Source organism: Pseudoalteromonas sp. APC 3358 (genome assembly GCF_030408075.1).
Lineage (GTDB): Bacteria > Pseudomonadota > Gammaproteobacteria > Enterobacterales > Alteromonadaceae > Pseudoalteromonas > Pseudoalteromonas arctica.
Window position 1 is genome coordinate 39,999 of record NZ_JASDCE010000003.1, and the last position, 21,833, is coordinate 61,831.

19 protein-coding genes and 10 tRNA genes are annotated in these 21,833 nt (G+C 40.2%); 21 read left to right on the forward strand and 8 right to left on the reverse strand.

Annotated features, from left to right (window positions below):
* Positions 1-26: 26 nt before the first annotated feature.
* From QL995_RS05270 to hemA, 4 genes are read right to left on the reverse strand one after another with little or no spacing between them, the layout of a single operon-like run.
* Positions 27-1,571, reverse strand: a complete 1,545-nt coding sequence (locus QL995_RS05270; protein ID WP_007583964.1) for a response regulator — start codon at positions 1,569-1,571, stop codon at positions 27-29.
* Between the two features lie 54 nt (positions 1,572-1,625).
* A complete protein-coding gene (gene prmC / locus QL995_RS05275) occupies positions 1,626-2,465 on the reverse strand; it encodes a peptide chain release factor N(5)-glutamine methyltransferase (protein ID WP_010554719.1) in 840 nt (279 codons plus the stop codon).
* A 2-nt stretch (positions 2,466-2,467) separates the two neighbouring features.
* Positions 2,468-3,553, reverse strand: coding sequence for a peptide chain release factor 1 (gene prfA, locus QL995_RS05280; protein WP_007583962.1), 1,086 nt, complete (start codon positions 3,551-3,553; stop codon positions 2,468-2,470).
* A gap of 7 nt (positions 3,554-3,560) precedes the next feature.
* Entirely contained in the window at positions 3,561-4,817 is a 1,257-nt protein-coding gene (gene hemA / locus QL995_RS05285) for a glutamyl-tRNA reductase (RefSeq protein ID WP_010554718.1), read from the reverse strand.
* An 83-nt stretch (positions 4,818-4,900) separates the two neighbouring features.
* Here hemA and lolB point away from each other — a divergent pair, with 83 nt between their 5' ends.
* The 16 genes from lolB (at position 4,901) to QL995_RS05365 (ending at position 11,459) form a co-directional block, all read left to right on the forward strand.
* Positions 4,901-5,488 (forward strand): lipoprotein insertase outer membrane protein LolB, encoded by a 588-nt coding sequence (gene lolB / locus QL995_RS05290; protein WP_290293540.1) that lies wholly within the window; start codon positions 4,901-4,903, stop codon positions 5,486-5,488.
* A 2-nt stretch (positions 5,489-5,490) separates the two neighbouring features.
* Positions 5,491-6,348, forward strand: a complete 858-nt coding sequence (ispE, locus tag QL995_RS05295) for a 4-(cytidine 5'-diphospho)-2-C-methyl-D-erythritol kinase (protein ID WP_165725704.1) — start codon at positions 5,491-5,493, stop codon at positions 6,346-6,348.
* Positions 6,349-6,436: 88 nt separating this feature from the next.
* Positions 6,437-7,384, forward strand: a complete 948-nt coding sequence (locus QL995_RS05300) for a ribose-phosphate pyrophosphokinase (RefSeq protein WP_007583957.1) — start codon at positions 6,437-6,439, stop codon at positions 7,382-7,384.
* Between the two features lie 149 nt (positions 7,385-7,533).
* Positions 7,534-8,145, forward strand: a complete 612-nt coding sequence (locus QL995_RS05305) for a 50S ribosomal protein L25/general stress protein Ctc (RefSeq protein WP_008171830.1) — start codon at positions 7,534-7,536, stop codon at positions 8,143-8,145.
* A gap of 19 nt (positions 8,146-8,164) precedes the next feature.
* Entirely contained in the window at positions 8,165-8,749 is a 585-nt protein-coding gene (gene pth / locus QL995_RS05310; RefSeq protein WP_007583954.1) for an aminoacyl-tRNA hydrolase, read from the forward strand.
* A gap of 53 nt (positions 8,750-8,802) precedes the next feature.
* Positions 8,803-9,894, forward strand: coding sequence for a redox-regulated ATPase YchF (ychF, locus tag QL995_RS05315; protein ID WP_007583951.1), 1,092 nt, complete (start codon positions 8,803-8,805; stop codon positions 9,892-9,894).
* Positions 9,895-10,227: 333 nt separating this feature from the next.
* Positions 10,228-10,304: transfer RNA gene (locus tag QL995_RS05320), tRNA-Met, on the forward strand.
* A gap of 47 nt (positions 10,305-10,351) precedes the next feature.
* Positions 10,352-10,436: transfer RNA gene (locus tag QL995_RS05325), tRNA-Leu, on the forward strand.
* Positions 10,437-10,475: 39 nt separating this feature from the next.
* Positions 10,476-10,550 (forward strand) — tRNA-Gln (locus QL995_RS05330).
* A 5-nt stretch (positions 10,551-10,555) separates the two neighbouring features.
* Positions 10,556-10,632: transfer RNA gene (locus QL995_RS05335), tRNA-Met, on the forward strand.
* A 90-nt stretch (positions 10,633-10,722) separates the two neighbouring features.
* Positions 10,723-10,807 (forward strand) — tRNA-Leu (locus QL995_RS05340).
* Between the two features lie 38 nt (positions 10,808-10,845).
* A tRNA-Gln gene (locus QL995_RS05345) sits at positions 10,846-10,920 on the forward strand.
* 71 nt (positions 10,921-10,991) lie between these two features.
* Positions 10,992-11,076 (forward strand) — tRNA-Leu (locus tag QL995_RS05350).
* Positions 11,077-11,114: 38 nt separating this feature from the next.
* Positions 11,115-11,189, forward strand: a tRNA-Gln gene (locus QL995_RS05355).
* Positions 11,190-11,260: 71 nt separating this feature from the next.
* Positions 11,261-11,345, forward strand: a tRNA-Leu gene (locus tag QL995_RS05360).
* A 39-nt stretch (positions 11,346-11,384) separates the two neighbouring features.
* A tRNA-Gln gene (locus tag QL995_RS05365) sits at positions 11,385-11,459 on the forward strand.
* 41 nt (positions 11,460-11,500) lie between these two features.
* On the opposite strand, the gene QL995_RS05370 is transcribed toward QL995_RS05365, so the two are convergent.
* Together QL995_RS05370 and QL995_RS05375 are read right to left on the reverse strand one after the other, a co-directional pair.
* Positions 11,501-13,084: a bifunctional diguanylate cyclase/phosphodiesterase gene (locus QL995_RS05370; RefSeq protein WP_007585601.1), complete on the reverse strand. Its 1,584-nt coding sequence runs from the start codon at positions 13,082-13,084 to the stop codon at positions 11,501-11,503.
* 154 nt (positions 13,085-13,238) lie between these two features.
* Positions 13,239-14,495, reverse strand: coding sequence for an FAD-dependent monooxygenase (locus QL995_RS05375; protein WP_290293547.1), 1,257 nt, complete (start codon positions 14,493-14,495; stop codon positions 13,239-13,241).
* Positions 14,496-14,664: 169 nt separating this feature from the next.
* On the opposite strand from QL995_RS05375, the gene miaB reads away from it, so the two are divergent.
* The 5 genes from miaB to lnt are packed head-to-tail and all read left to right on the forward strand — an operon-like array spanning position 14,665 to position 20,123.
* Positions 14,665-16,113, forward strand: a complete 1,449-nt coding sequence (gene miaB, locus QL995_RS05380; RefSeq protein ID WP_010554713.1) for a tRNA (N6-isopentenyl adenosine(37)-C2)-methylthiotransferase MiaB — start codon at positions 14,665-14,667, stop codon at positions 16,111-16,113.
* A 50-nt stretch (positions 16,114-16,163) separates the two neighbouring features.
* Complete coding sequence (locus tag QL995_RS05385) at positions 16,164-17,222, forward strand: PhoH family protein (RefSeq protein WP_290293551.1); 1,059 nt, start codon at positions 16,164-16,166, stop codon at positions 17,220-17,222.
* 4 nt (positions 17,223-17,226) lie between these two features.
* The gene (gene ybeY / locus QL995_RS05390; RefSeq protein ID WP_002958542.1) at positions 17,227-17,685 is read left to right on the forward strand and encodes an rRNA maturation RNase YbeY; all 459 of its coding nucleotides are present in this window, start codon (positions 17,227-17,229) and stop codon (positions 17,683-17,685) included.
* Positions 17,686-17,707: 22 nt separating this feature from the next.
* Complete coding sequence (corC, locus tag QL995_RS05395) at positions 17,708-18,592, forward strand: CNNM family magnesium/cobalt transport protein CorC (RefSeq protein WP_007585597.1); 885 nt, start codon at positions 17,708-17,710, stop codon at positions 18,590-18,592.
* Positions 18,573-20,123 carry an apolipoprotein N-acyltransferase gene (gene lnt, locus QL995_RS05400; RefSeq protein WP_290293555.1) on the forward strand — a complete coding sequence of 517 codons (1,551 nt, stop codon included), beginning with the start codon at positions 18,573-18,575 and terminating at the stop codon, positions 20,121-20,123. Before corC ends, lnt begins: the two co-directional genes overlap by 20 nt.
* A gap of 65 nt (positions 20,124-20,188) precedes the next feature.
* Here the strand turns inward: lnt and QL995_RS05405 are convergent, their stop codons facing one another.
* Together QL995_RS05405 and QL995_RS05410 are read right to left on the reverse strand one after the other, a co-directional pair.
* Positions 20,189-20,884 carry a hypothetical protein gene (locus QL995_RS05405; RefSeq protein ID WP_101216146.1) on the reverse strand — a complete coding sequence of 232 codons (696 nt, stop codon included), beginning with the start codon at positions 20,882-20,884 and terminating at the stop codon, positions 20,189-20,191.
* A 74-nt stretch (positions 20,885-20,958) separates the two neighbouring features.
* On the reverse strand, positions 20,959-21,807 hold the full coding sequence (locus tag QL995_RS05410; protein WP_290293560.1) for an alpha/beta hydrolase-fold protein: 849 nt from the start codon (positions 21,805-21,807) through the stop codon (positions 20,959-20,961).
* Between the last annotated feature and the right edge of the window lie 26 nt (positions 21,808-21,833).

Genomic DNA, 21,833 nt, shown 5'->3' on the forward strand with positions numbered 1-21,833 from the left:
CCCCTGTACTTCTGTTTTATAAAAATTTAATCAGGAAAACGGTTAAGAACCGCTTCTAACTCATCAAGCTTCTCGTTAAATACTTCAACCAATTTTGGTTCAAAGTGTGTGCCTTTTTGAGCGTTAATTTCATCAACTACGTTTTGCAGTGTCCAAGGTTCTTTATAGCATCGTTTATGGCGAAGTGCATCGTATACATCAGCAAGTGCAACTATACGACCAAATACATTAATTGCGTTTCCGCTTAAACCTTGTGGGTAACCAGAGCCATCCCATTTTTCATGATGCTCTTTTGCAATAATTGCGCCTGCACTAACAATCTCATGCGGCGAGTCTTTTAAAATAGTATAGCCTTTATCAGTATGGGTTTTCATCACTTCCCATTCTTGGGCGTCTAACTTTGCTGGTTTATTTAATACCGCATCAGGAATGCCCACTTTGCCTACATCATGAAGAGGCGACGCCAACCTTACTAAATCAGCATCATGCTTAGATAAGCCATACCCTTGTGCCAATATATGACAAATATGTGCTACACGCTTAACATGATTACCCGTTTCTGTTGAGCGTTGCTCTACCGCTTCACTTAACCTGTAAACAAGCTCTTGTTGCGTTGCTTCTATTTCAGACTGAAGTTGTACATTTTCAAACGCAAGTTGCACGTTTTGAGAAAAAATCTTAATTAAATGGCGCTGAGTATCCGTTAAATCCTTTGGAATACCTGATATAAATAGCATCGAATTATGATTGTACTCACTGCTACAATACGCAAATAAGTAGTTATCTTTATAAATAATGCTTTTTTCATTAAGCGCCTGATGACATGCACTTAACTGTTCAGCTTGTAATACCTCATCGAGCTCTTTACCTTCACTTTTTTCAAAGTCACCGGTACCCGAGCAAACAATTAATTTTTTATTATTTTGTGCTTCAGGATTTTGCGCAACTAAAGTAGTTGCATACATAGCTTGATCAGCAATACCGAGTAAAGAAGTTAACTGCTGCATAACGCCTTCAATAAAGTGCTCTATTGAATGCGCTGAAAAAATATCACGGGACGCTATAATTATTTTCTCAAGCCCTTCGCGTGACTGCTCAATCGAAATAATATCCCGATACGAACGCAGGCTAGACATAATAACAGTAAATAACTTTTGAGCCGTTAGCTCTGTTTTAGATTTGTAATCGTTAATATCATAATTAATAATTACTTGTCGTTCAGGTGCTTGACCAGGTTGACCCGTTCTTAAAATAATTCGAATATGATTATTTTTAGCTTCTTCACGAATAAACTTAGCAACTTGCAAACCGGCATCATCGGTCTCCATTACTACATCAAGTAGTACAATGGCTGCATCTGGATGCTCTTTCACAAGCTCTTTTGCTTCAGCACCTGAGTAAGCACTAATAAATTCTAGGCGTTTATTTTGAAACTCAAAATCACTCAACGCTAGTTTTGTAACAGCATGAACTTCAGGTTCATCATCAACGATTAATACTTTCCAGGTACCGAGTTCAATCTCATTGATTGCTTCTTCTGGCTCATCTGAAAATAAAAAATCACCCATCATAGTCGAAATTCCTTCATGGCATTATTTAACGCACTAGCAGGCAATTATTATTCTTTAGGGCCACTGTGCAAACGTTACACGGTCATTATCACCAAAGTCTTTCACTGTTTTAATATTCACAAATGCCATTTTTTTGAAAAAATGACGAACAGCTTCACCTTGCTCAAAACCGTGTTCTATTAAAAGATAGCCACTAGATAACAAATAGTCACGTGATTGTGTAATTATTTGTTTAATATCAGACATTCCACAATCATCAGCCACTAATGCCGACAAAGGCTCAAAGCGCACATCGCCCTGATTTAAATGTATATCACTGCTTTCAATATAAGGTGGGTTAGTGACAATTAGGTTGAATTTCTCACCATGTAACTCGCTAAACCAGTTGCTTTGCTTAACGTGTACATTATTAATTGCCAATCGCTGCTGGTTACGTGTAGCAAGTGCAACTGCATCGCTTACTCTATCTACTGCAATAATTTGCCAATTAGGCATTTCACTACCAAGCGCCAGTGCGATTGCACCAGTACCCGTGCCTAAATCAAGCACTTTAGCTGTAGCAGGTACAGCCACTTCAAGTGCTTGTTCTACTAACGTTTCAGTATCTGGTCGAGGTATTAAAGTTGTTGCGTTAACTTCAAGCGATAAGCTCCAAAATTCACGTTGCCCCGTAATATGTGCAACAGGTTCACCGTTTAAACGTCTTTGGCAAAATGTATTAAATTGCTGTTGTTGTTCGGCATTAAGCGCATGCTCTGGCCAAGTAAAAAGGTAACTGTGAGGTTTTTGAAGAATATGTAGAAGTAAAACTTGTGCGTCTAATTTAGCACTTTCGCTGCTAGGTGCTAATAAATTAGCGCCTGCAGCAATAGCTTGTTCAAGAGTTTGGCTCACGATTACTCGTCGCCCATAGCCGCTAATAAGTCAGCTTGATGTTCTTGCATTAATGGGTCAATAACGCAGCTTAAATCACCCGCTACCACTTCATTCAAACGATAAAGTGTTAAGTTAATACGGTGATCGGTAATACGACCTTGTGGGTAGTTATAAGTACGGATACGTTCAGAACGATCGCCACTACCTACTAAGTCACGACGTTCAGATGCTTCTGCCGCATGGCGCTTTTCATCTTCAGCCTGTTGCAAACGTGCTGCAAGTACTGACATCGCTTTAGCACGGTTTTTATGCTGTGAACGCTGATCCTGACACTCAACCACAACACCGGTAGGTATATGTGTAAGTCGAATAGCAGAATCTGTTTTATTAACGTGCTGACCACCTGCGCCTGATGCACGAAATGTATCAACTTTTAAATCTGCGGTATTAATTTGTATCGCTTCGGCCTCTGGTACTTCCGCCATTACCGCAACAGTACATGCAGAGGTATGCACTCGCCCTTGTGACTCAGTTTCTGGCACACGTTGTACGCGGTGTACACCTGATTCAAACTTTAATTGACCGTAAACGCCTTCGCCACTAATGTTTGCAATAACTTCTTTGTAGCCACCGTGCTCACCTTCATTGGTGCTCACAACTTCTACTTTCCATTTTTTAGTTTCTGCATAGCGGCTGTACATACGGAATAAGTCGCCAGCAAAAATAGCCGCTTCATCACCGCCTGTTCCAGCGCGTACTTCAACAAACACGTTATTGTTATCTCGCGGATCTTTTGGCAACATTAATACTTGAATTTGATCTTCAATTACCAAAATTTGTGCTTTAGCTTCTTTATATTCTTCTTGCGCCATTTCACGCATTTCAGGGTCAGAATCTTTAAGCATTTCTTCTGCACTGGCTAAATCATCTTGCGTTTCTTTGTAAGTTAAAAACGTTTTTACAATCTCTTCAAGCTCAGAGTATTCTTTTGAAAGCCCACGAAAACGATTTTGATCACTAATGACCGACGGGTCGCTTAGCAGCGCTTGTACTTCTTCGTAACGCTCTACTAAGGTTTCTAATTTATTATAAACAGACTCTTTCATTTAACGGTTATTCCTGATCAATACCTAACATTTTTTTCAACTGGTTTAGCTGCGCCACTTCACCTTTTTTCGCTGCGTCTTGTATTGCACGGGTAGGCGCGTGCATTAAGCGATTGGTTAATTTATTGGCGAGCTCTAATATAATTTTTTCTGCATCTTTACCTGTATTTAGCTGACTAACAGCACGCTCTACAAGTTCTGACTTAATTGTTTGTACATCATTTCGATAATGGCGGATTAAATCTACCGAATCGAGTGAGCGCATCCACATTGCAAATTCTTTGGTACGTTCAGTAATAATTATTTGCGCTTGCTGTGCAGCTTGCTCACGCGCTGCCATATTCTCGCTTACAATGGTTTGTAAGTCATCAACGGAATATAAATAGGCAGCATCTAGCTCACCTACTTGGCTTTCTATATCGCGCGGAACCGCAATATCTATAAATAGCATAGGCTTGTGACGGCGCTGCTTAAGCGCTTGCTCAACCACCCCTTTACCAATAATAGGTAAAGTACTGGCGGTAGAACTAATGACTATATCGGCTTCATGTAAACGTTCTGGTAACTGTGCAAGTGCGATAACATCTGCCGACACTTCATCAGCAAGGCTGCGAGCACGTTCAATTGTTCTATTAGCTACCGTTATTTTTTTAGGCTCATTTTGATATAAATGTTTAGCAACCAGTTCAATGGTTTCACCAGCACCAATCAATAACACATTGGTTTGATCAAGCTTGCCATAAATATGTTTTGCTAAATTAACAGCCGCAAATGCAACCGACACGGCACTTGCGCCTATATTTGTTTCAGTGCGAACTTGTTTTGCTACCGAAAAGGTTTTTTGGAACAACCTATCAAAAGTAACCCCTATTGCATCGTGGGTTTTAGCACTAAAAAACGATTGCTTTATTTGCCCTAAAATTTGCGGCTCGCCTAACACAAGAGAATCCAACCCACACGCTACGCGCATTAAGTGGTTAATGGCGTCATTACCTTCATGGCAGTATATATTGCTGCTCAGTTCATGTTCATCCAAACCATGGAAACTGGCAAGCCACGTTAACAGTGTTTGGGAATTTTGCTGAGCGAGGCTACAATAGATCTCGGTTCGATTACAGGTAGACACAATAACCGCTTCATTAAAGTCGGCATGGCCACTTAATTGTTGCAACGCCTCTGAAATTTGCTCAGGCGAAAAAGCCACTTTTTCACGTAATTCTACGGATGCGGTTTTGTGATTTATACCTAGTGCTATTATGGTCATATTTGCCAAATATTGCTGAGCCCTACTTCAAAGGCGGTAATTTTACCAAAAATCAGCGGAATATGGAAAGTAAGGAACAACATTTGATTCGACAATATTTGATTTTATTCATGTTTTTTTTATTATTAGGTGGCTGTGCCCATCAAATTGATACAAAAACAACACTTTATGATGATTGGAAGCCACGTTTAGCTGCTCAAGAAACTTGGCAGGTCGAGGGTAAACTCGCGTTTATAAGCCCAGAAGAGCGTCAATCTGCAAACTTAAATTGGCAGCAAACAACAAATTCCAATAATTTAATACTGACTACTTTTATTGGTACTCGTATTTTGTCGCTTAAACAAACAGCAAATGGTGCTGAATTAGAGTTTGACGGCGATGAGTACTTTGATACTAATGCTGCAGAGCTTTTAAAGCGTTTAACGGGTTTTACACTCCCTGTTGATAACGCCGATAACTGGCTTAAGGGCACCATTGACGATCAAAGTTTAGTCGTTGATGAACTAGGCCGTGCTAAGCAAGTATTATGGTTTGATAATGCAGGCAAGAAATGGCAAATAGATTACGGCACTTACGTACAAAACGCAGGTTACTGGTTACCTACTAAACTGACGTTAAAGCACCAACAAATAAAAATAAAAATTCAACTCTACGATTGGCAGTTTAAATAAGTATGAATAACAAAACCTCTTTTTCACTTATTGCTCCGGCAAAACTCAATTTATTTTTACATATTAATGCTCGCCGAGAAGATGGCTATCATGAACTAGAAACCTTATTTACTTTTTTAAATTTTGGTGATGAGTTGCATTTTGAGCTAACAACAGACGGTGGTATTTCTGTCGGTGGTGATACTAAAGACATACCCCTAAATGATAATCTCATCTATAAAGCGGCTTTATTATTACAAACACACTGTAAAACCTCTTTGGGTGTAAAAATAAATTTAATTAAACGCTTACCGATGGGCGGAGGTGTTGGAGGTGGTTCATCCGATGCCGCAAGTACTTTATTAGCCCTAAATAAATTATGGAAATTAGAACTAAATTTAGAAATTCTAGCCCAATTAGGACTTAAATTAGGGGCTGATGTTCCGGTGTTCATACAAGGGCAAAGCGCCATAGCGCATGGTATTGGTGAGAAATTACACCAGGTAAAACTTGAACAAAAATGGTACTGCGTTGTACACCCAAATCAACATGTAAGTACCGCAAAAATATTTACACATCCAGATTTAAAACGCGACACACCAAAAATAATAGGCGATTGGAAACACCATACTTTAGCCAACGATTGTGAGCCTTTAGTTAAAAAGCTTTGCCCCGAGGTTGAAAAAACCCTCCAGTGGTTGCTAAAATACGCACCGTCGAAGATGACCGGAACAGGTTCATGTTGTTTTGTCGAATTTGCTAGTCAAGTTCAAGCACAAGATGTACTTGAAAATCTCCCCCATACTTGGCAGGGTTTTGTGGCTTCAAGCGCAAATGTCTCACCTGCTCATACGGAGTTAACCGCCATATTCGATCAATGAAGTAACGTACAAGTAATCATAAGTTAACTCGCAGTGGTATTTATCATTGCCCGTTAGTCCAAATATTCAGTGCCTGAGGAACCCTACCGTGCCTGACATGAAGCTCTTCGCTGGTAACGCAACACCTGAGTTAGCTCAAAAAGTTGCAAAACGTTTATATATTGAATTAGGCGATGCTGTTGTTGGCCGTTTTAGCGACGGTGAGATCAGTGTTCAAATAAATGAAAATGTTCGTGGCTCGGACGTTTTTATCTTGCAATCAACCTGTGCCCCTACAAACGATAACCTAATGGAACTTATCGTTATGGTTGATGCTCTACGTCGTGCATCTGCAGGTCGTATTACTGCCGTCATTCCTTATTTTGGTTATGCGCGCCAAGACCGTCGTGTACGTTCTGCCCGTGTTCCAATTACCGCTAAAGTTGTTGCCGATTTCTTATCAAGCGTTGGTGTTGACCGTGTTCTTACGGTTGATTTACACGCTGAACAAATCCAAGGCTTCTTTGATGTACCAGTAGACAACGTATTTGGCAGCCCTGTATTACTTGAAGATATGAAAGAACGCGACTTTGAAGACGTCGTTGTTGTATCTCCAGATATTGGTGGTGTTGTACGCGCACGTGCAATTGCAAAACTACTAAACGATACCGATTTAGCAATCATTGATAAACGTCGCCCTCAAGCAAACGTTTCTCAAGTTATGCACATTATTGGTGACGTTGAAGGTCGTGATTGTATTATCGTAGATGATATGATTGATACCGGTGGTACGTTATGTAAAGCCGCAGAAGCACTTAAAGAACATGGCGCTAAACGCGTATTTGCATACGCAACGCACCCTATTCTTTCAGGTAAAGCAGCAGAAAACTTACGTGACTCGATGATTGACGAAGTAATTGTAACTGACTCAATTCCGCTATCTGACGAGCTTAAAGCCCTTGATAAAATTAAGGTACTTACGCTTGCTGACATGTTAGCAGAGACTATTCGTCGTATTAGTAACGAAGAATCTATCTCAGCGATGTTTGAACACTAAAATTAAACATTCCTGAGTATAAAAGCGCCTTTTGGCGCTTTTTTTGTAAGCGATGTTTATTTTGTCTGGGCGTGGTGGTATGATAGCGCGCCTTTTGGCTAGGGACCTTGGTCGCAAAGGCCCTACACATTTTAATAACTGGAGACATCATGTCTAACAAAACTTATACATATAACGCTGAACTTCGCGTAGAAACTGGTACTGGTGCGAGCCGCCGCCTACGTCGCGAAGACAAAGTTCCTGCAATCCTTTACGGAGCTGACAAAGAAGCTTTATCTCTTACTTTTGCTCATAAAGATATGATCAAAGCACAAGAAGACGAAGGTTTTTACACGCATATCCTTACGCTTAACGTAGATGGCGAAGCTGTTGAAGTAATCTTAAAAGATATCCAACGTCACCCATTCAAGCCTAAGCTTACTCACCTTGATTTCCAACGTGTAGATGCTACTCATAAATTTCAAACTAAAGTTCCTCTTCACTTCATCGGTGAAGATATTGTAACTAAAGCTGGCGCAACTGTTGTTCACCAGTTAACTGAAGTTGAAATTACGTGTCTTCCAAAAGCACTTCCAGAATTCATTGAAGTAGATGTTTCTAAGTTTGTTGTTGGCGATTCTGTTCATATTTCTGACCTTACTTTCCCTAAAGGCGTTAGCTCTGTAGATTTAGGTAAAGGCGAAGGCCATGATCAGTCTATCCTGACTATCAAAGCAAACAAAGCAGCTCCAGTTGAAGACGACGCTGCAGCAGCAGAATAATTTTTAAGGTCTCGCAACCTTGAATTCTATTCAAATGCTTGTGGGCCTGGCTAATCCAGGCCCCGAATACGCAAACACACGCCACAATGCAGGTGCTTGGTTCATCGAGCAAATCGCTGCACGCTACAACTGCACCCTAAAATACGATCCTAAATATCACGGCCTTACAGGCAAAGTGATCATTCAAGGCCAAGAATTCAAATTATTGATCCCCACTACTTACATGAATTTAAGTGGTAAAGCGGTCGGTAGTTTAGCTAATTTTTTCAAAATCCCTGTCGAGGACATTTTAGTTGCCCATGACGAATTGGATTTAGACCCAGGCGTTGCCAAGTTAAAAAAAGGCGGCGGGCATGGCGGTCATAATGGTTTAAAAGACATTATTGCAAAAATGGCAAATCAAAAAGACTTTATGCGCTTGCGCATTGGTGTAGGTCATCCGGGGCATCGTGAAATGGTTACTGGTTGGGTGCTTGGAAAAGCGGCCAAAGCAGACCAAGAAAAAATGGATGCTGCTGTTGATGAAGCAGTTCGTTGCATGGAAATACTTGCAAAAGATGGTGTGTTAAAAGCACAAAACAGACTACATTCGTTTAAACCCTAGTAACTTGGGTCCAAGTACACCGTTTAAACGAATTCTAAACAAGGTATCTTACTATGGGTTTTAAATGTGGCATCGTTGGCTTGCCTAACGTTGGTAAATCAACGCTTTTCAATGCACTAACTAAAGCGGGTATTGAAGCCGCTAACTTTCCTTTTTGTACCATTGAGCCTAATACAGGTGTGGTACCTGTGCCAGATCCTCGTCTAGACGAACTTGCTAAAATAGTTAATCCTCAACGAGTTCTTACCACCAGTATGGAATTTGTAGACATTGCTGGCTTAGTAAAAGGCGCATCTAAAGGTGAAGGCCTTGGTAACCAGTTTTTAGCTAACATTCGTGAAACCGATGCAATTGGCCACGTAGTTCGCTGTTTTGAAGATGAAAACATCATCCACGTAGCAGGCACTATTGACCCTGCTGACGATATTGACGTAATCAACACTGAGTTAGTACTTGCTGATATGGATAGCGCTGAAAAAGCCCTTTTCCGTAATTCAAAAAAAGCAAAAGGTGGCGATAAAGACGCTAAAGAGCAAAATGCTGTACTTGAAAAAGTAAAAGTGCATCTTGACGAAGGCTTAACTTTACGTGGTCTAGCACTAACTAAAGAAGAAAAAGCAGCAATCAGCTCTATTAACTTCTTAACGATTAAACCAACAATGTATATTGCAAACGTTGCAGAAGATGGTTTTGAAAATAACCCCTACCTTGACCGCGTACGCGCTATTGCCGCAGCTGAAGATGCGATTGTTGTTCCTGTATGTGCCGCTATCGAGTCTGAGCTTTCAGAACTAGATGACGAAGACAAGCTAGAGTTTATGGCTGATCTAGGTCTAGAAGAGCCAGGTCTTAACCTTGTTATTCGTGGTGGTTATGAATTACTACAATTACAAACTTATTTCACAGCTGGCGTAAAAGAAGTACGCGCATGGACAATCCCTGTAGGTGCAACAGCACCACAAGCAGCGGGTAAAATCCATACCGACTTCGAGCGTGGCTTTATCCGTGCGCAAACTATTGCTTTTGACGACTTTGTTGCCTTTAAAGGTGAGAGTGGCGCAAAAGAAGCAGGTAAGATGCGTCAAGAAGGTAAAGAGTACATTGTTAAAGATGGCGATGTAATGAACTTCTTGTTCAACGTATAAGTACAAATTAAACCAATTTAACTTGGTAATAATTTTTAAAGGCTCGTTTTTACGAGCCTTTTTTGTATTTAAGCATTATAAAAATAATAATTAGCCTCAACTAGTCTATCTTTGTAATATCGCTTAATTAAAGAAGTACAGGGTTAATTAAGATTACGCGCCTTAAAGGCAGCTAAAAAAACAGCATTTTTATTAAATTTTAGCCTGTTAGCTTAATTTTCCTGCAAACAAACACAGTTAAGTGTTTTTTTGCAAAAAAGGTGTTGACGAATTTGGGTCATATCAGCATAATACGCCCCGCACTCAGCGATGAAGTGCTAACAAAAAAAAGATGGCTAAGTAGCTCAGCTGGTTAGAGCACATCACTCATAATGATGGGGTCACAGGTTCAAATCCCGTCTTAGCCACCATTATTTTTTTGTTGCTCAATGAAGAGTTTAAAATAACTACCTTGTGTGCGGGAGTGGCGGAATTGGTAGACGCGCTGGATTTAGGTTCCAGTATCTTAGGATGTGAGAGTTCAAGTCTCTCCTTCCGCACCATAATTCTTGATAAGAATTAAAACTATCAATTGTTATTGTTGGGATATCGCCAAGCGGTAAGGCACCAGGTTTTGATCCTGGCATTCCCAGGTTCAAATCCTGGTATCCCAGCCAACAATGGCTAAGTAGCTCAGCTGGTTAGAGCACATCACTCATAATGATGGGGTCACAGGTTCAAATCCCGTCTTAGCCACCATTTCTTCTTTTAGAAATGGCTCTGCAAGAGTTAAATTGCAGCTCAATGAAGAGTTTAAAATAACTACCTGTACTTTATTGTACAAACGATGCGGGAGTGGCGGAATTGGTAGACGCGCTGGATTTAGGTTCCAGTAACTTCGGTTGTGAGAGTTCAAGTCTCTCTTTCCGCACCATTTCTTGATAAGAAATAAAATTATCATTAATTCTTTGTTGGGATATCGCCAAGCGGTAAGGCACCAGGTTTTGATCCTGGCATTCCCAGGTTCAAATCCTGGTATCCCAGCCAACTTCTTCTACCAAGGAAAGTTGGATAAAAGAATTGCTCTAGCTTAGAGTTTAAATTGGCAAATTGTTGATGCGGGAGTGGCGGAATTGGTAGACGCGCTGGATTTAGGTTCCAGTAACTTCGGTTGTGAGAGTTCAAGTCTCTCTTTCCGCACCATGTTCTTATAAGAATTAAAATTATAAAGAATTCTTTGTTGGGATATCGCCAAGCGGTAAGGCACCAGGTTTTGATCCTGGCATTCCCAGGTTCAAATCCTGGTATCCCAGCCAACTTCTTCTACCAAGGAAAGTTGGATAAAAGAATTGCTCTAGCTTAGAGTTTAAATTAGCAACTTAGTGATGCGGGAGTGGCGGAATTGGTAGACGCGCTGGATTTAGGTTCCAGTAACTTAGGTTGTGAGAGTTCAAGTCTCTCCTTCCGCACCATGTTCTTATTAAGAACTAAAACTAATTCAAATTTATAGTTGGGATATCGCCAAGCGGTAAGGCACCAGGTTTTGATCCTGGCATTCCCAGGTTCAAATCCTGGTATCCCAGCCAATTTGACTCCCCTATCTAAAACTTCTAAATACTCATTAAATTCAACTTACTTTTTCTGCACTTAAATAAACATTTATAAATTCATCTATATTTATTGGTTTGCTATATAAATACCCTTGTAAATAATCACAGTTAAGACTCAACAACGCCTGTTCTACCTCTTTAGTTTCTATTCCCTCAGCAACTACATCGCAATTTAATCGACTCGCTAAAAACAATGTAGATTCTACAATGGCGTAATCAGGTGAGTTAGTAAGCATATCTTTGACAAACGACTGATCAATTTTTATTTGATTAATCGGCAGCTCTCTTAATAACGACAGTGACGAAAAGCCAGTACCAAAGTCATCAACACTAAATTTAAACCCGCGCATACTCAACTGTTGCATCATTTTTCTAGCAGCCGGTATATTTGTCATCATTGCACCTTCTGTAATTTCAAAAATTAACGAGTCGCTTAATGTAGGGTCGGTTGCGAGTAAACTAATTATAAAATCGTAAAACTCGCTGCTTTCAATATCTTTCGTTGATAAATTGACATGTATAGTACCGGTGAAACCAAATAGCTTGAGCTTTCTAATATGATTAACGGCTTCTTGTACAACCCATTTCGATAAAGGAAAAATAAGCCCTGTACGCTCAGCTACGGTTATAAACTTTTCTGGACTAATAAAGCTACCATCATCTTGCGGCCATCGGATAAGCGCTTCTAGGCCATGTAATTGCAGATCTTTAGAGTCCATTATGGGTTGTAAATAAAGCTCAAACTCATCTTTATGTAATGCCACTTTAATTTTGGCTGATAAATCAAAAAAGTCCTCAGCTCGTTTACCTATTGCAGATGAGTAATTTACCAAAGGTTGAAATGTTTTTTTAGCTTCATGCAGTGCCAAGTCAGCTTTTTTTAATAGCTGATCGGGCAATCGGCTATCATCAGGAAAACGGCTTACGCCTATACTTAATTGTATTTTAACCATTTGCTCATTCGTACAAAACGGACTTTTGACGGCTGAGTTTATAATGTTTACACAATAATTCATGCTTTCATCTGTATCGGTATGCAATAAAAAAGCAAACTCATCGCCACCTATTCGATATAACTTAGCAATACCGCATAATTCTTTATTTAATTTATTGGCAAATGCAGCCAAAAGTTGGTCACCACACTGATGCCCAAACGCATCATTAATTTGTTTAAAGTTATTTAAGTCGATATAAAATAGTGAAAATGGGGAAGGATATTCAACTTGTTTACTTAAAGATTTAAAAAATTTATCGCGGTTAGGTAGAGTTGTTAAGTTATCGTGCTCAGTTTGATATTTTTGATACTGCGTTGCTTGCTCTATTTTAAGAATACTTTTTAAGCTCAGTTTAATAACTAAAAAAACAAACCCACCACCGCCAAGTAACAACATAGCCACCATATTCATAACGACGGGTGCAATGTCGTGGTTTGAAAAATAATAAAGTATCCACCAATACCCTATAATAAAAAAAATAATAGCGCATAGCAGTACACTCCATGCTCTTTGCGATGTTTTTTTGCAAACTTTAACGGTTGTTTTTAAGCTAGCAACAAGTAGTAGCGCACCTAAAATAATTATTACTGTAAAAAAATTATCCACACACAGGCTCTTTAAAGTTATTAAATTGCGATTTAGTGATGTAACACCAGTTAAATTAAAACCGTGTTCGATATAGCCGAGTCACTATTTGCTGACTTAAAAACAAACATAAAAAAAGGCTCATAAATGAGCCTTTCTAATATCTACTTTAAATTTAGCCTAAATCACCACTAATTGCGTATTTTAAAACCCAGTTTTTTATCGGCCCCGTATTATTAGCCATTTTTAAAAACTGGCTGCGTGCCCATTTAAGTGGCGTAATTTGATTAGAAAACCCAAAGTAACACGCGTCCATCATGCTCATCATTAATAAATTAGCCCTGCGGCGAGCTCGCTCGTATTCTTTAAGTTTTAGTGGGCAACCTATATCTCCTGCTTCGTTTAAAACCTCAGCAAGTGCCACTACGTCCTGAAAACCTAAATTAACGCCCTGCCCTGCAAGTGGGTTAATTGTATGCGCTGCATCGCCTACTAAAACCATGCGCCCTTGCGAATAATTATTAGCGTGTTGGCGAGTAAGCGGAAATACTGCATGGGTTTGTACTTCAAAGTCTCCAGCAAGTTCTGGGAATTTATTCAGTACGTGCGTTTTTAACTGAGTTGGGTTTAACCCTTTAAATGCTTGCAATGTATTTGCATCGTCGTACCAAATTAAATTAGCGTACGGTGCCTGCATTGGTAAAAATGCTAACGGCCCACTTGGTGTAAACTGTTGCCATGTTTTAATTTGTTGCGGTGCATCGAGTTTAATTAACACCCCCATGCAATGCTGTTGGTACTGCCAACCCGTAATACCAATATTCGCCTTATCGCGCAGCTGCGATTGCCCACCATCGGCGGCAATTACTAAATCAGCCGTATAAGTTTGATCACCATACACAAGCGTAATTAAATCATCCGTTTGCTCTATTTTAGTTACCGGCAATGATTGCTCAATAACCTCAATCTTATAATGCCCAAATTGCTGCCACAAACTTGCTTGAATTAAACTATTTTCAATCAAGTGGCCTAAATGTGTCGTGTTTATGTCGGCGCAATCAAATAATAAATTGTCACCACCGCGCTCAAAAGCCTCTAATTGTTGATAAGGTGCTATGCGGTTTTGCCTTAAAAGAGGCATTGCCCCTAATTCATCAAGTAAATTTTCTGAAAAACGATTAATAGCAGACACTCTAATATCCACCTTATCGCTACTAAGAATGTGCGATGGGTCTATTAGGTGTTTTTCAATTATGCGCACGCCAAAGCCTTGCTGAGCCAGCTTTATCGCCATAGCCGCGCCAACCATGCCCCCGCCAACCACTATCACATTATTTTTGGTCATGTTTTTCATCATTTTATTATTACTTGAGTCTGTTTTGATTGTATCAAAATTAATTTGTTTTATACCAGAGGATATCCCTAACAGCACATTAAACTCGCCCTGTATTGATTTGAGATCACAAACATGAAAACTATACTTGGATCTGGGCGGGTATCCAGCTAAAATACGCCTCCTTTAAGTGAGCATGCTTGCTCCTTAATCCTGTTTCTAGCACATTTTTGTGCCACTATCGAATTGAACACGAGGCAATATTTCAATGAGCAAAAAGCTGCATATTAAAACCTGGGGTTGTCAGATGAACGAATACGACTCTCAGAAAATGGCTGAACTTTTAGATGCCACCAACGGCTACCAGCTAACTGATGATGCAACAGATGCCGACGTAATCTTACTTAACACCTGTTCAATTCGTGAAAAAGCACAAGAAAAAGTATTTCACCAGTTAGGTCGTTGGAAGTTGTTAAAAGACGACAAGCCAGACTTAATTATTGGTGTAGGTGGTTGTGTTGCCTCACAAGAAGGTGACTCTATTCGCCAACGCGCACCATTTGTAGATGTTATTTTTGGCCCGCAAACATTGCATCGTTTACCAGAAATGATTAAACAAGTGCAAGGCAACAAAGGCTCATCGGTTGTTGATATTTCATTCCCAGAGATTGAAAAGTTTGACCGCCTGCCAGAGCCAAAAGCAGATGGCCCATCTGCGTTTGTATCAATTATGGAAGGCTGTTCTAAATACTGTACTTTTTGTGTTGTACCATATACTCGCGGCGAAGAAGTTAGCCGCCCAGTAGATGACGTACTACTTGAAATTGCACAACTTGCTGAGCAAAACGTACGTGAAGTAAACCTACTAGGCCAAAACGTAAACGCATACCGCGGCGACACGCACGATGGCGAAATATGTTACTTCTCAGATTTAATTCGTCTTATTGCTGCTATTGATGGTATTGACCGTATTCGTTACACCACATCGCACCCGGTAGAATTTACGCCTGATATAATCGACGTTTACGCTGATGTACCAGAGCTTGTAGATCACTTACACCTACCAGTACAAAGTGGTTCAGACCGTATATTAAACCTAATGAAACGTGGCCATACGGCAATTGAATACAAATCGACAATTCGTAAGTTACGCAAAATTCGCCCTAACTTAAGCATGTCGTCAGATTTCATTATTGGTTTCCCAGGCGAAAGTAAAGAAGACTTTGAAGCGACCATGAAGCTTATTAGCGACATTGGTTTTGATATGAGCTTTAGCTTTATTTACAGTGCCCGCCCAGGTACGCCAGCGGCAGATTTGCCAGATGACGTAACAGAGCAAGAGAAAAAAGAACGCTTATACTTACTACAAAACCGTATTACACAAATGGCGCAGCAAATTAGCCGTCAAATGTTCGATACAGAGCAACGTATACTTGTTGAAGGTCCTTCTAAAAAGAACCCGATGGAATTACGTGGCCGTACCGAAAATAACCGTGTAGTAAATTTTGTTGGCCCGCACACAGTGATCGGACAGTTTGTTGACGTACGTATTACCGAAGCACTACCTAACTCTTTACGTGGTGACTTAATTCGTACAGAATCAGAAATGAACTTACGACGTGAAATCGCTCCTTCAGCTATTTTAACTAAAGCTGCAGCTGCAGAGCCAAAACCAGACACTGTTAACGAAATTGGCGTAGCTACTTTCGTTCCTTAGTCACACTATTAGCGCCAGTTAACGCTGGCGCAGTACTATAGGAAGCAATTTTGAGTAATCAGTTAAAAACATTAGAGATTTATTTAGAACCTGCCGATAACAAACGCCTTTCTTCTTTATGTGGCCCGTTTGACGAAAACATCAAACAAATTGAACGCCACCTGGCTGTTGAAATAATTCACCGCGACAACTTTTTTAAAGTAACCGGTAAACTACACAACTGCGCCGGCGCTGTAGAAATCTTAAAAAACCTTTATGTTGATACTCAGCCAGTTCGTGGTGTTTTAGGCGAAATAGAACCCGAAGCCGTTCATTTAACTATTACCGAATCAAAAGCCCTAGAGCAAGACGCATCAAGCAGCGCTTACGGCAAAGAAATGGTGATTAAAACGCGCCGTGGTGTTATTAAGCCACGTAACGATAACCAAGGTGTTTATGTGGCTAATATTTTAAACCACGACATTACCTTTGGTATAGGCCCTGCTGGTACTGGTAAAACCTACCTTGCAGTTGCTGCCGCCGTTGACGCCCTTGAGCGCCAAGAAATACGCCGCATATTATTAACGCGCCCTGCTGTAGAAGCGGGCGAAAAGCTTGGTTTTTTACCCGGTGATTTAAGTCAAAAAATAGACCCATACCTGCGCCCTCTTTACGATGCTCTTTTTGAAATGCTAGGTTTTGAAAAAGTAGAAAAACTCATCGAAAAAAATATCATTGAAGTCGCTCCGCTTGCTTACATGCGCGGACGCACTTTAAACGATGCCTTTATTATTTTAGATGAAAGCCAAAATACCACCGCTGAGCAAATGAAAATGTTTTTAACCCGTATAGGGTTTAACTCAAAAGCGGTTATTACAGGCGATATAACACAGGTCGATTTACCTCGTGGAACACGCTCAGGCCTTCGCCATGCAATGGAAGTACTTGATGGCGTAAACGAAATTAGCTTTAACTACTTTAAAGCCCAAGACGTAGTACGCCACCCTGTTGTAGCACGCATAGTTGAAGCCTACGAGCGAAACGACGAAAGCGAGCGACTAAAGCGCATTGAAAAGCAAAATGCAAAAGACGCACTTGCTGCTCTTCAACAGCCTACTACTAAAGAGTAATACTTTGACAACCGAACTTGATTTACAAATAGCCTGTGAGTTTGACAACCTCCCAAGCGAAGAGCAATTTGCACTGTGGGCCGACAAAGCCCTTAGCCAATACCGTGACGAGTCAGAACTCAGTATCGTTATTAGCGACGAAGCGCAATCGCAACAACTTAATAACGACTATCGCGGTAAAAATAAACCGACCAACGTACTGTCGTTCGAATTTGAAGCACCACCAGGAATAGATATTCCTTTGGTTGGTGATTTAATTATTTGCCCAGCCATTGTATTAGCTGAAGCAATTGAGCAAGAGAAGTCATTTCATGACCACTTTGCTCACATGGTTATTCACGGATGCTTGCATTTGCTTGGATTTGACCATATAAAGAGTGACGATGCTTTAGAGATGGAAAGCATCGAAAAGCAATTACTTGCAGAGCTAAACATAGCAGACCCATACCGGGACGATATTTAAATTAACGGAGCAATTAGACGCAATGAGCGACGGTAACTCGCAATCTAGCCAGGGTTCTTCTGGCAAAACGTGGTTGGGCAGAATAGCCCAAATGTTGCAAGGGGAACCCCAGAATAGAGAAGAGCTGGTCGAAGTTATTGCCGATGCGCAAGAACGAGACGTAATCGATCCTGAAACAAAAGAGATGATAGAAGGTGTGCTTGGCGTGTCTGAGCTTAAAGTGCGAGACATAATGGTTCCGCGCTCACAAATGATCACTCTTGAGATCGACAGCCCGCTTGAAGAGCTAATTCCAATGATGGTTGACTCAACTCACTCACGTTTTCCTGTGGTGATTGAAGACAAAGACCATGTAGAAGGTTTTTTACTCGCTAAAGATTTATTGCCACTGATCTTAAATAAAGACGAGCATTTACCATCAATACGCGATTATTTACGTCCAGCAATGGTAGTACCTGAGAGCAAACGTGTTGATACATTGCTAAACGAATTCCGTCAGCAACGCTACCATATGGCTGTTGTTATTGACGAATACGGCGGCGTATCGGGCTTGGTAACGATTGAAGATATTCTTGAAATAATTGTTGGCGAAATAGAAGATGAGCACGACGAAGAAGAAGAACATCAAGATATTCGTCGACTTGCTAAACATGTTCACGTAGTGCAAGCACTCACACCTGTAGATGACTTTAACGAGCATTTTAAAACAGGCTACAGCACAGATGAAGCCGATACTATTGGCGGAACTGTACTGCACGCATTTGGCCATATGCCAAGCCGTGGTGAAACGATTGACATAGAAGGTTACCAATTTAAAGTAACCAACGCCGACAATCGTCGTATTTTGCAACTGCAAGTCACCGTTCCTAAGGCTGATGATAACGACAGTGAAGAAACTGCTAACTAGACTTACCCTATTAGCAAAAGATAAAAAAGCATGGCTCGCACTCGTTGCGGGCCTTGTTTTAACTTTTGGCTATGCCCCCTTTGAAATTTGGCCCATCGTATTTATTAGCCTTGGTACCATAATTTTTTGCGTTAACCCCAATAATACCGGTAAAGCACATGCAAAAACCGCTGCTAAATATGGCTTTATATTTGGCCTAGGCTGGTTTGGTGCTGGTATAAGCTGGGTACATGTTTCTATTGCCACCTTTGGCGGTATGCCGCTTATAGCGTCGCTCTCGTTAATGGCTTTTTTGTGCGCCTACTTAGCGTTATTTCCCGCACTTGCCTTTTGGGCAACTACACGCTTTGCCAGTGGCCCTAAAAGCTTTGGCGCATTACTTATTGCCTGCTTTGCAATTAGTGAGTATTTACGTGGCACCGTACTTACCGGTTTCCCGTGGTTAAGTTTTGGCTACACACAAACCGACGGACCTTTAAGGTTGCTTGCCCCTTATATTGGCGAGTTTGGCTTAACACTTACCTGTGTCGCTATTGGCTTTGCACTGTATAGACTTACCCAAAAAGATTTTAAAACCCCGGCGGTTACTGCTACAGCTGTTGCGCTTATTTTTACAGGCGCAAACACCACAGGCAGTATTCATTACACAGATAAAAACATGTCAGTTTTGCTCGTACAAGGGAACATACAGCAACACCTGCGCTTTGAGCCAAGTGAGTTTTGGACCACAATGAGCAAATACCAAGACCTGACACGCCCACATTGGGATGCCGACTTAATAGTATGGCCAGAAGCCGCAGTGCCTGAAATAGAAATGCTTGCTGATTCATACCTAGCCAATTTAGACAGTGCCGCCTCGTTTAATAAAACCGCCCTTGTTACCGGTATTGTTGACTACCAGCGAGACACCAAAAACATATTTAACACACTTATTGTGGTCGGTAATAAAGAGCGCGGCGACGAGCACGGGCATTACCATTACCTTGATAAAAACCGTTATCAAAAACACCAGCTATTACCTATTGGCGAATTTGTGCCGTTTCAAGACTTTTTGCGCCCTATTGCCCCATTATTCGATTTACCTATGTCATCGTTTACCCGTGGCGACAAAGTGCAAAACAACTTACGGGCCAATGGCTATAACTTACTCCCTGCTATTTGCTACGAAATTGTTTTTGCAGATTTAGTACGCGGTAATTACAAAAGCGATTCCGACCTACTCTTTACGGTAAGTAACGATGCCTGGTTTGGCGACTCCATTGGGCCTTTGCAACATATGCAAATAGCCCGTATGCGGTCGCTCGAACTACAACGCCCTCTAGTGCGTGTTACTAACAATGGGGTAAGCGCTGTATACGACCCTATAAGCCACACACAACAAACCATGCCTCAGTTTGAAGCTACCATATTGAAAGCCAACATTAAGCTTATAAAAGGCGACAGCGTGTACAGCCAATACGGCAACATATTTGTGTGGGGATTTGTGTTGTTGATGGGGCTTGCCGGATTTGGGGTTAGGTTTAGAAAGTAAAAGTTAATACTGATAGCTGTTGAAGTTCAGCTCTCAGTATTAAACTAGAAGTCAAAGCTCAAAATTTATGATACTAACCTCACCCATACACTACTGTATACTGCTATGAATCCGATAAACATTGGGCTATATAACTCTAAAAAGTCCCGTTGACGAAATTGTTCCAGAAACCAATGAGAAAACATAATACCGAGTGCAAATAAATACTGAAATTTATCTTTCGAGCCTATTAAATAAAACCTATATAGATATGGGTTGCTCTGCTCGTCATATTCAGTAAGGTCGATATAAGCATTAAAAAATAACCTTACTTTAAGGTCATAGTCTAAATAGCTATGATTGCTGTGTTTGTATTTATCATCATTAATATATATTTTGGGTTTAAGCAAATCAGGGATAAATCCATCAACTACATCATTGTGACTGTCATACCGTCTAAAAAACTTATTATCCAAAACTCTGGTAGCGAATTGTTTTTTATAATTATCTGTATAGAAGTGAGATATAGAATTATATCGGAGTAATAAATATCCAATCGATAACAGTAAAAGAGTATTAATACCTGTAGGGTTAGTAAATGTAATTTTAAAAATAAAAGTATTTGCCTCTGTAACCTTCGCGCCTGAGAAAGTAAGCGCTAATAGCACTGATGAAATAATTATTAGCGTTTTTTTACAACTTGCTAAAGCAGGATCGATAGGCGGAGCTAAATTTAAATCTGCATTAATTGCTTTGTTTAGCTCTTTCACTGGTTCAATCACTTAACTACGCTCCATCTTTTTTGTTTAATAATAAGGGTGGCTTTAGTTTAAATAAATTAAAGATTATTAACACTTCATAGCTGTAATAATTTTCTCAACCCATAATACCAACTAAGCGCTGCCACCGTGCCATGAGTTTCTTCTTCAAAGTAACGTTGATTTATATATAAACTGTTACTCGGGTGCGCTTTTAGTTTTTTAGCAAGCTCTAAGCCCCATTTATAATTAGCCTCTCCAATTTCACCAAAAGCTGCATTATTAGCAAAAGTAAAATATACATTGCCTTTAAGCTGCTTATTTATAAGCTGTTGCTCGTCAAAATAACGATTGAGATAATTATTATCCCAAAGGTAGGTTGCATCAATAATTAAGTAATCAGTAAATAAAGAGTGATTTGTAAGTAAAACATAACTTGCGAACAAGCCGCCGAAAGATTCCCCAATTAATACCCGCTTATTTGATGTACGGTAATTTTTATTAATGAAGGGAATAAGTTCTTTTTCAAAAAAAGCGGTGTAGTTTGCGGCATTGCCAATGTTTTCAAATTTTTCGAGTAGCTTGCCGTTAAAAGTCCAATCGACATTGGTAGGGGTAAAGTCGCGCTCTCTTATCGCATTTTTACTGTTAGGAACAGCGACAATAATTGCTTGTTGAATTTGTTTTTCTAGCCGCTCAGTACTGAGTGCTTCAACGAGCCCCGCTAAGGCTTTTAAATGGGTTGGGTCGCCATCAAGCAAGTAAATAACAGGATATACTCGTTCGAGGTTTTGCTTGTAGCTTGGTGGTAAATAAACACTATAACTGCGCTGCTCACCTAAAATAATAGACTTAAGCTGATGTTTTTTTGCTAACACAATATTTTCTGATGCATACGAAGCTGTAATAAAATACAGATAACTAAACGCCATTAATAAAGCTTTCATAACCATCCTTGTAATTAATAAGAGCA

Coding starts and splice junctions, on each gene's coding strand:
- QL995_RS05270 (WP_007583964.1), bottom strand. CDS start 1,571: ATGATGGGTGATTTTTTATTTTCAGATGAGCCAGAAGAAGCAATCAAT.
- prfA (WP_007583962.1), bottom strand. CDS start 3,553: ATGAAAGAGTCTGTTTATAATAAATTAGAAACCTTAGTAGAGCGTTAC.
- hemA (WP_010554718.1), bottom strand. CDS start 4,817: ATGACCATAATAGCACTAGGTATAAATCACAAAACCGCATCCGTAGAA.
- ispE (WP_165725704.1), top strand. CDS start 5,491: ATGAATAACAAAACCTCTTTTTCACTTATTGCTCCGGCAAAACTCAAT.
- QL995_RS05305 (WP_008171830.1), top strand. CDS start 7,534: ATGTCTAACAAAACTTATACATATAACGCTGAACTTCGCGTAGAAACT.
- ychF (WP_007583951.1), top strand. CDS start 8,803: ATGGGTTTTAAATGTGGCATCGTTGGCTTGCCTAACGTTGGTAAATCA.
- miaB (WP_010554713.1), top strand. CDS start 14,665: ATGAGCAAAAAGCTGCATATTAAAACCTGGGGTTGTCAGATGAACGAA.
- corC (WP_007585597.1), top strand. CDS start 17,708: ATGAGCGACGGTAACTCGCAATCTAGCCAGGGTTCTTCTGGCAAAACG.
- QL995_RS05410 (WP_290293560.1), bottom strand. CDS start 21,807: ATGAAAGCTTTATTAATGGCGTTTAGTTATCTGTATTTTATTACAGCT.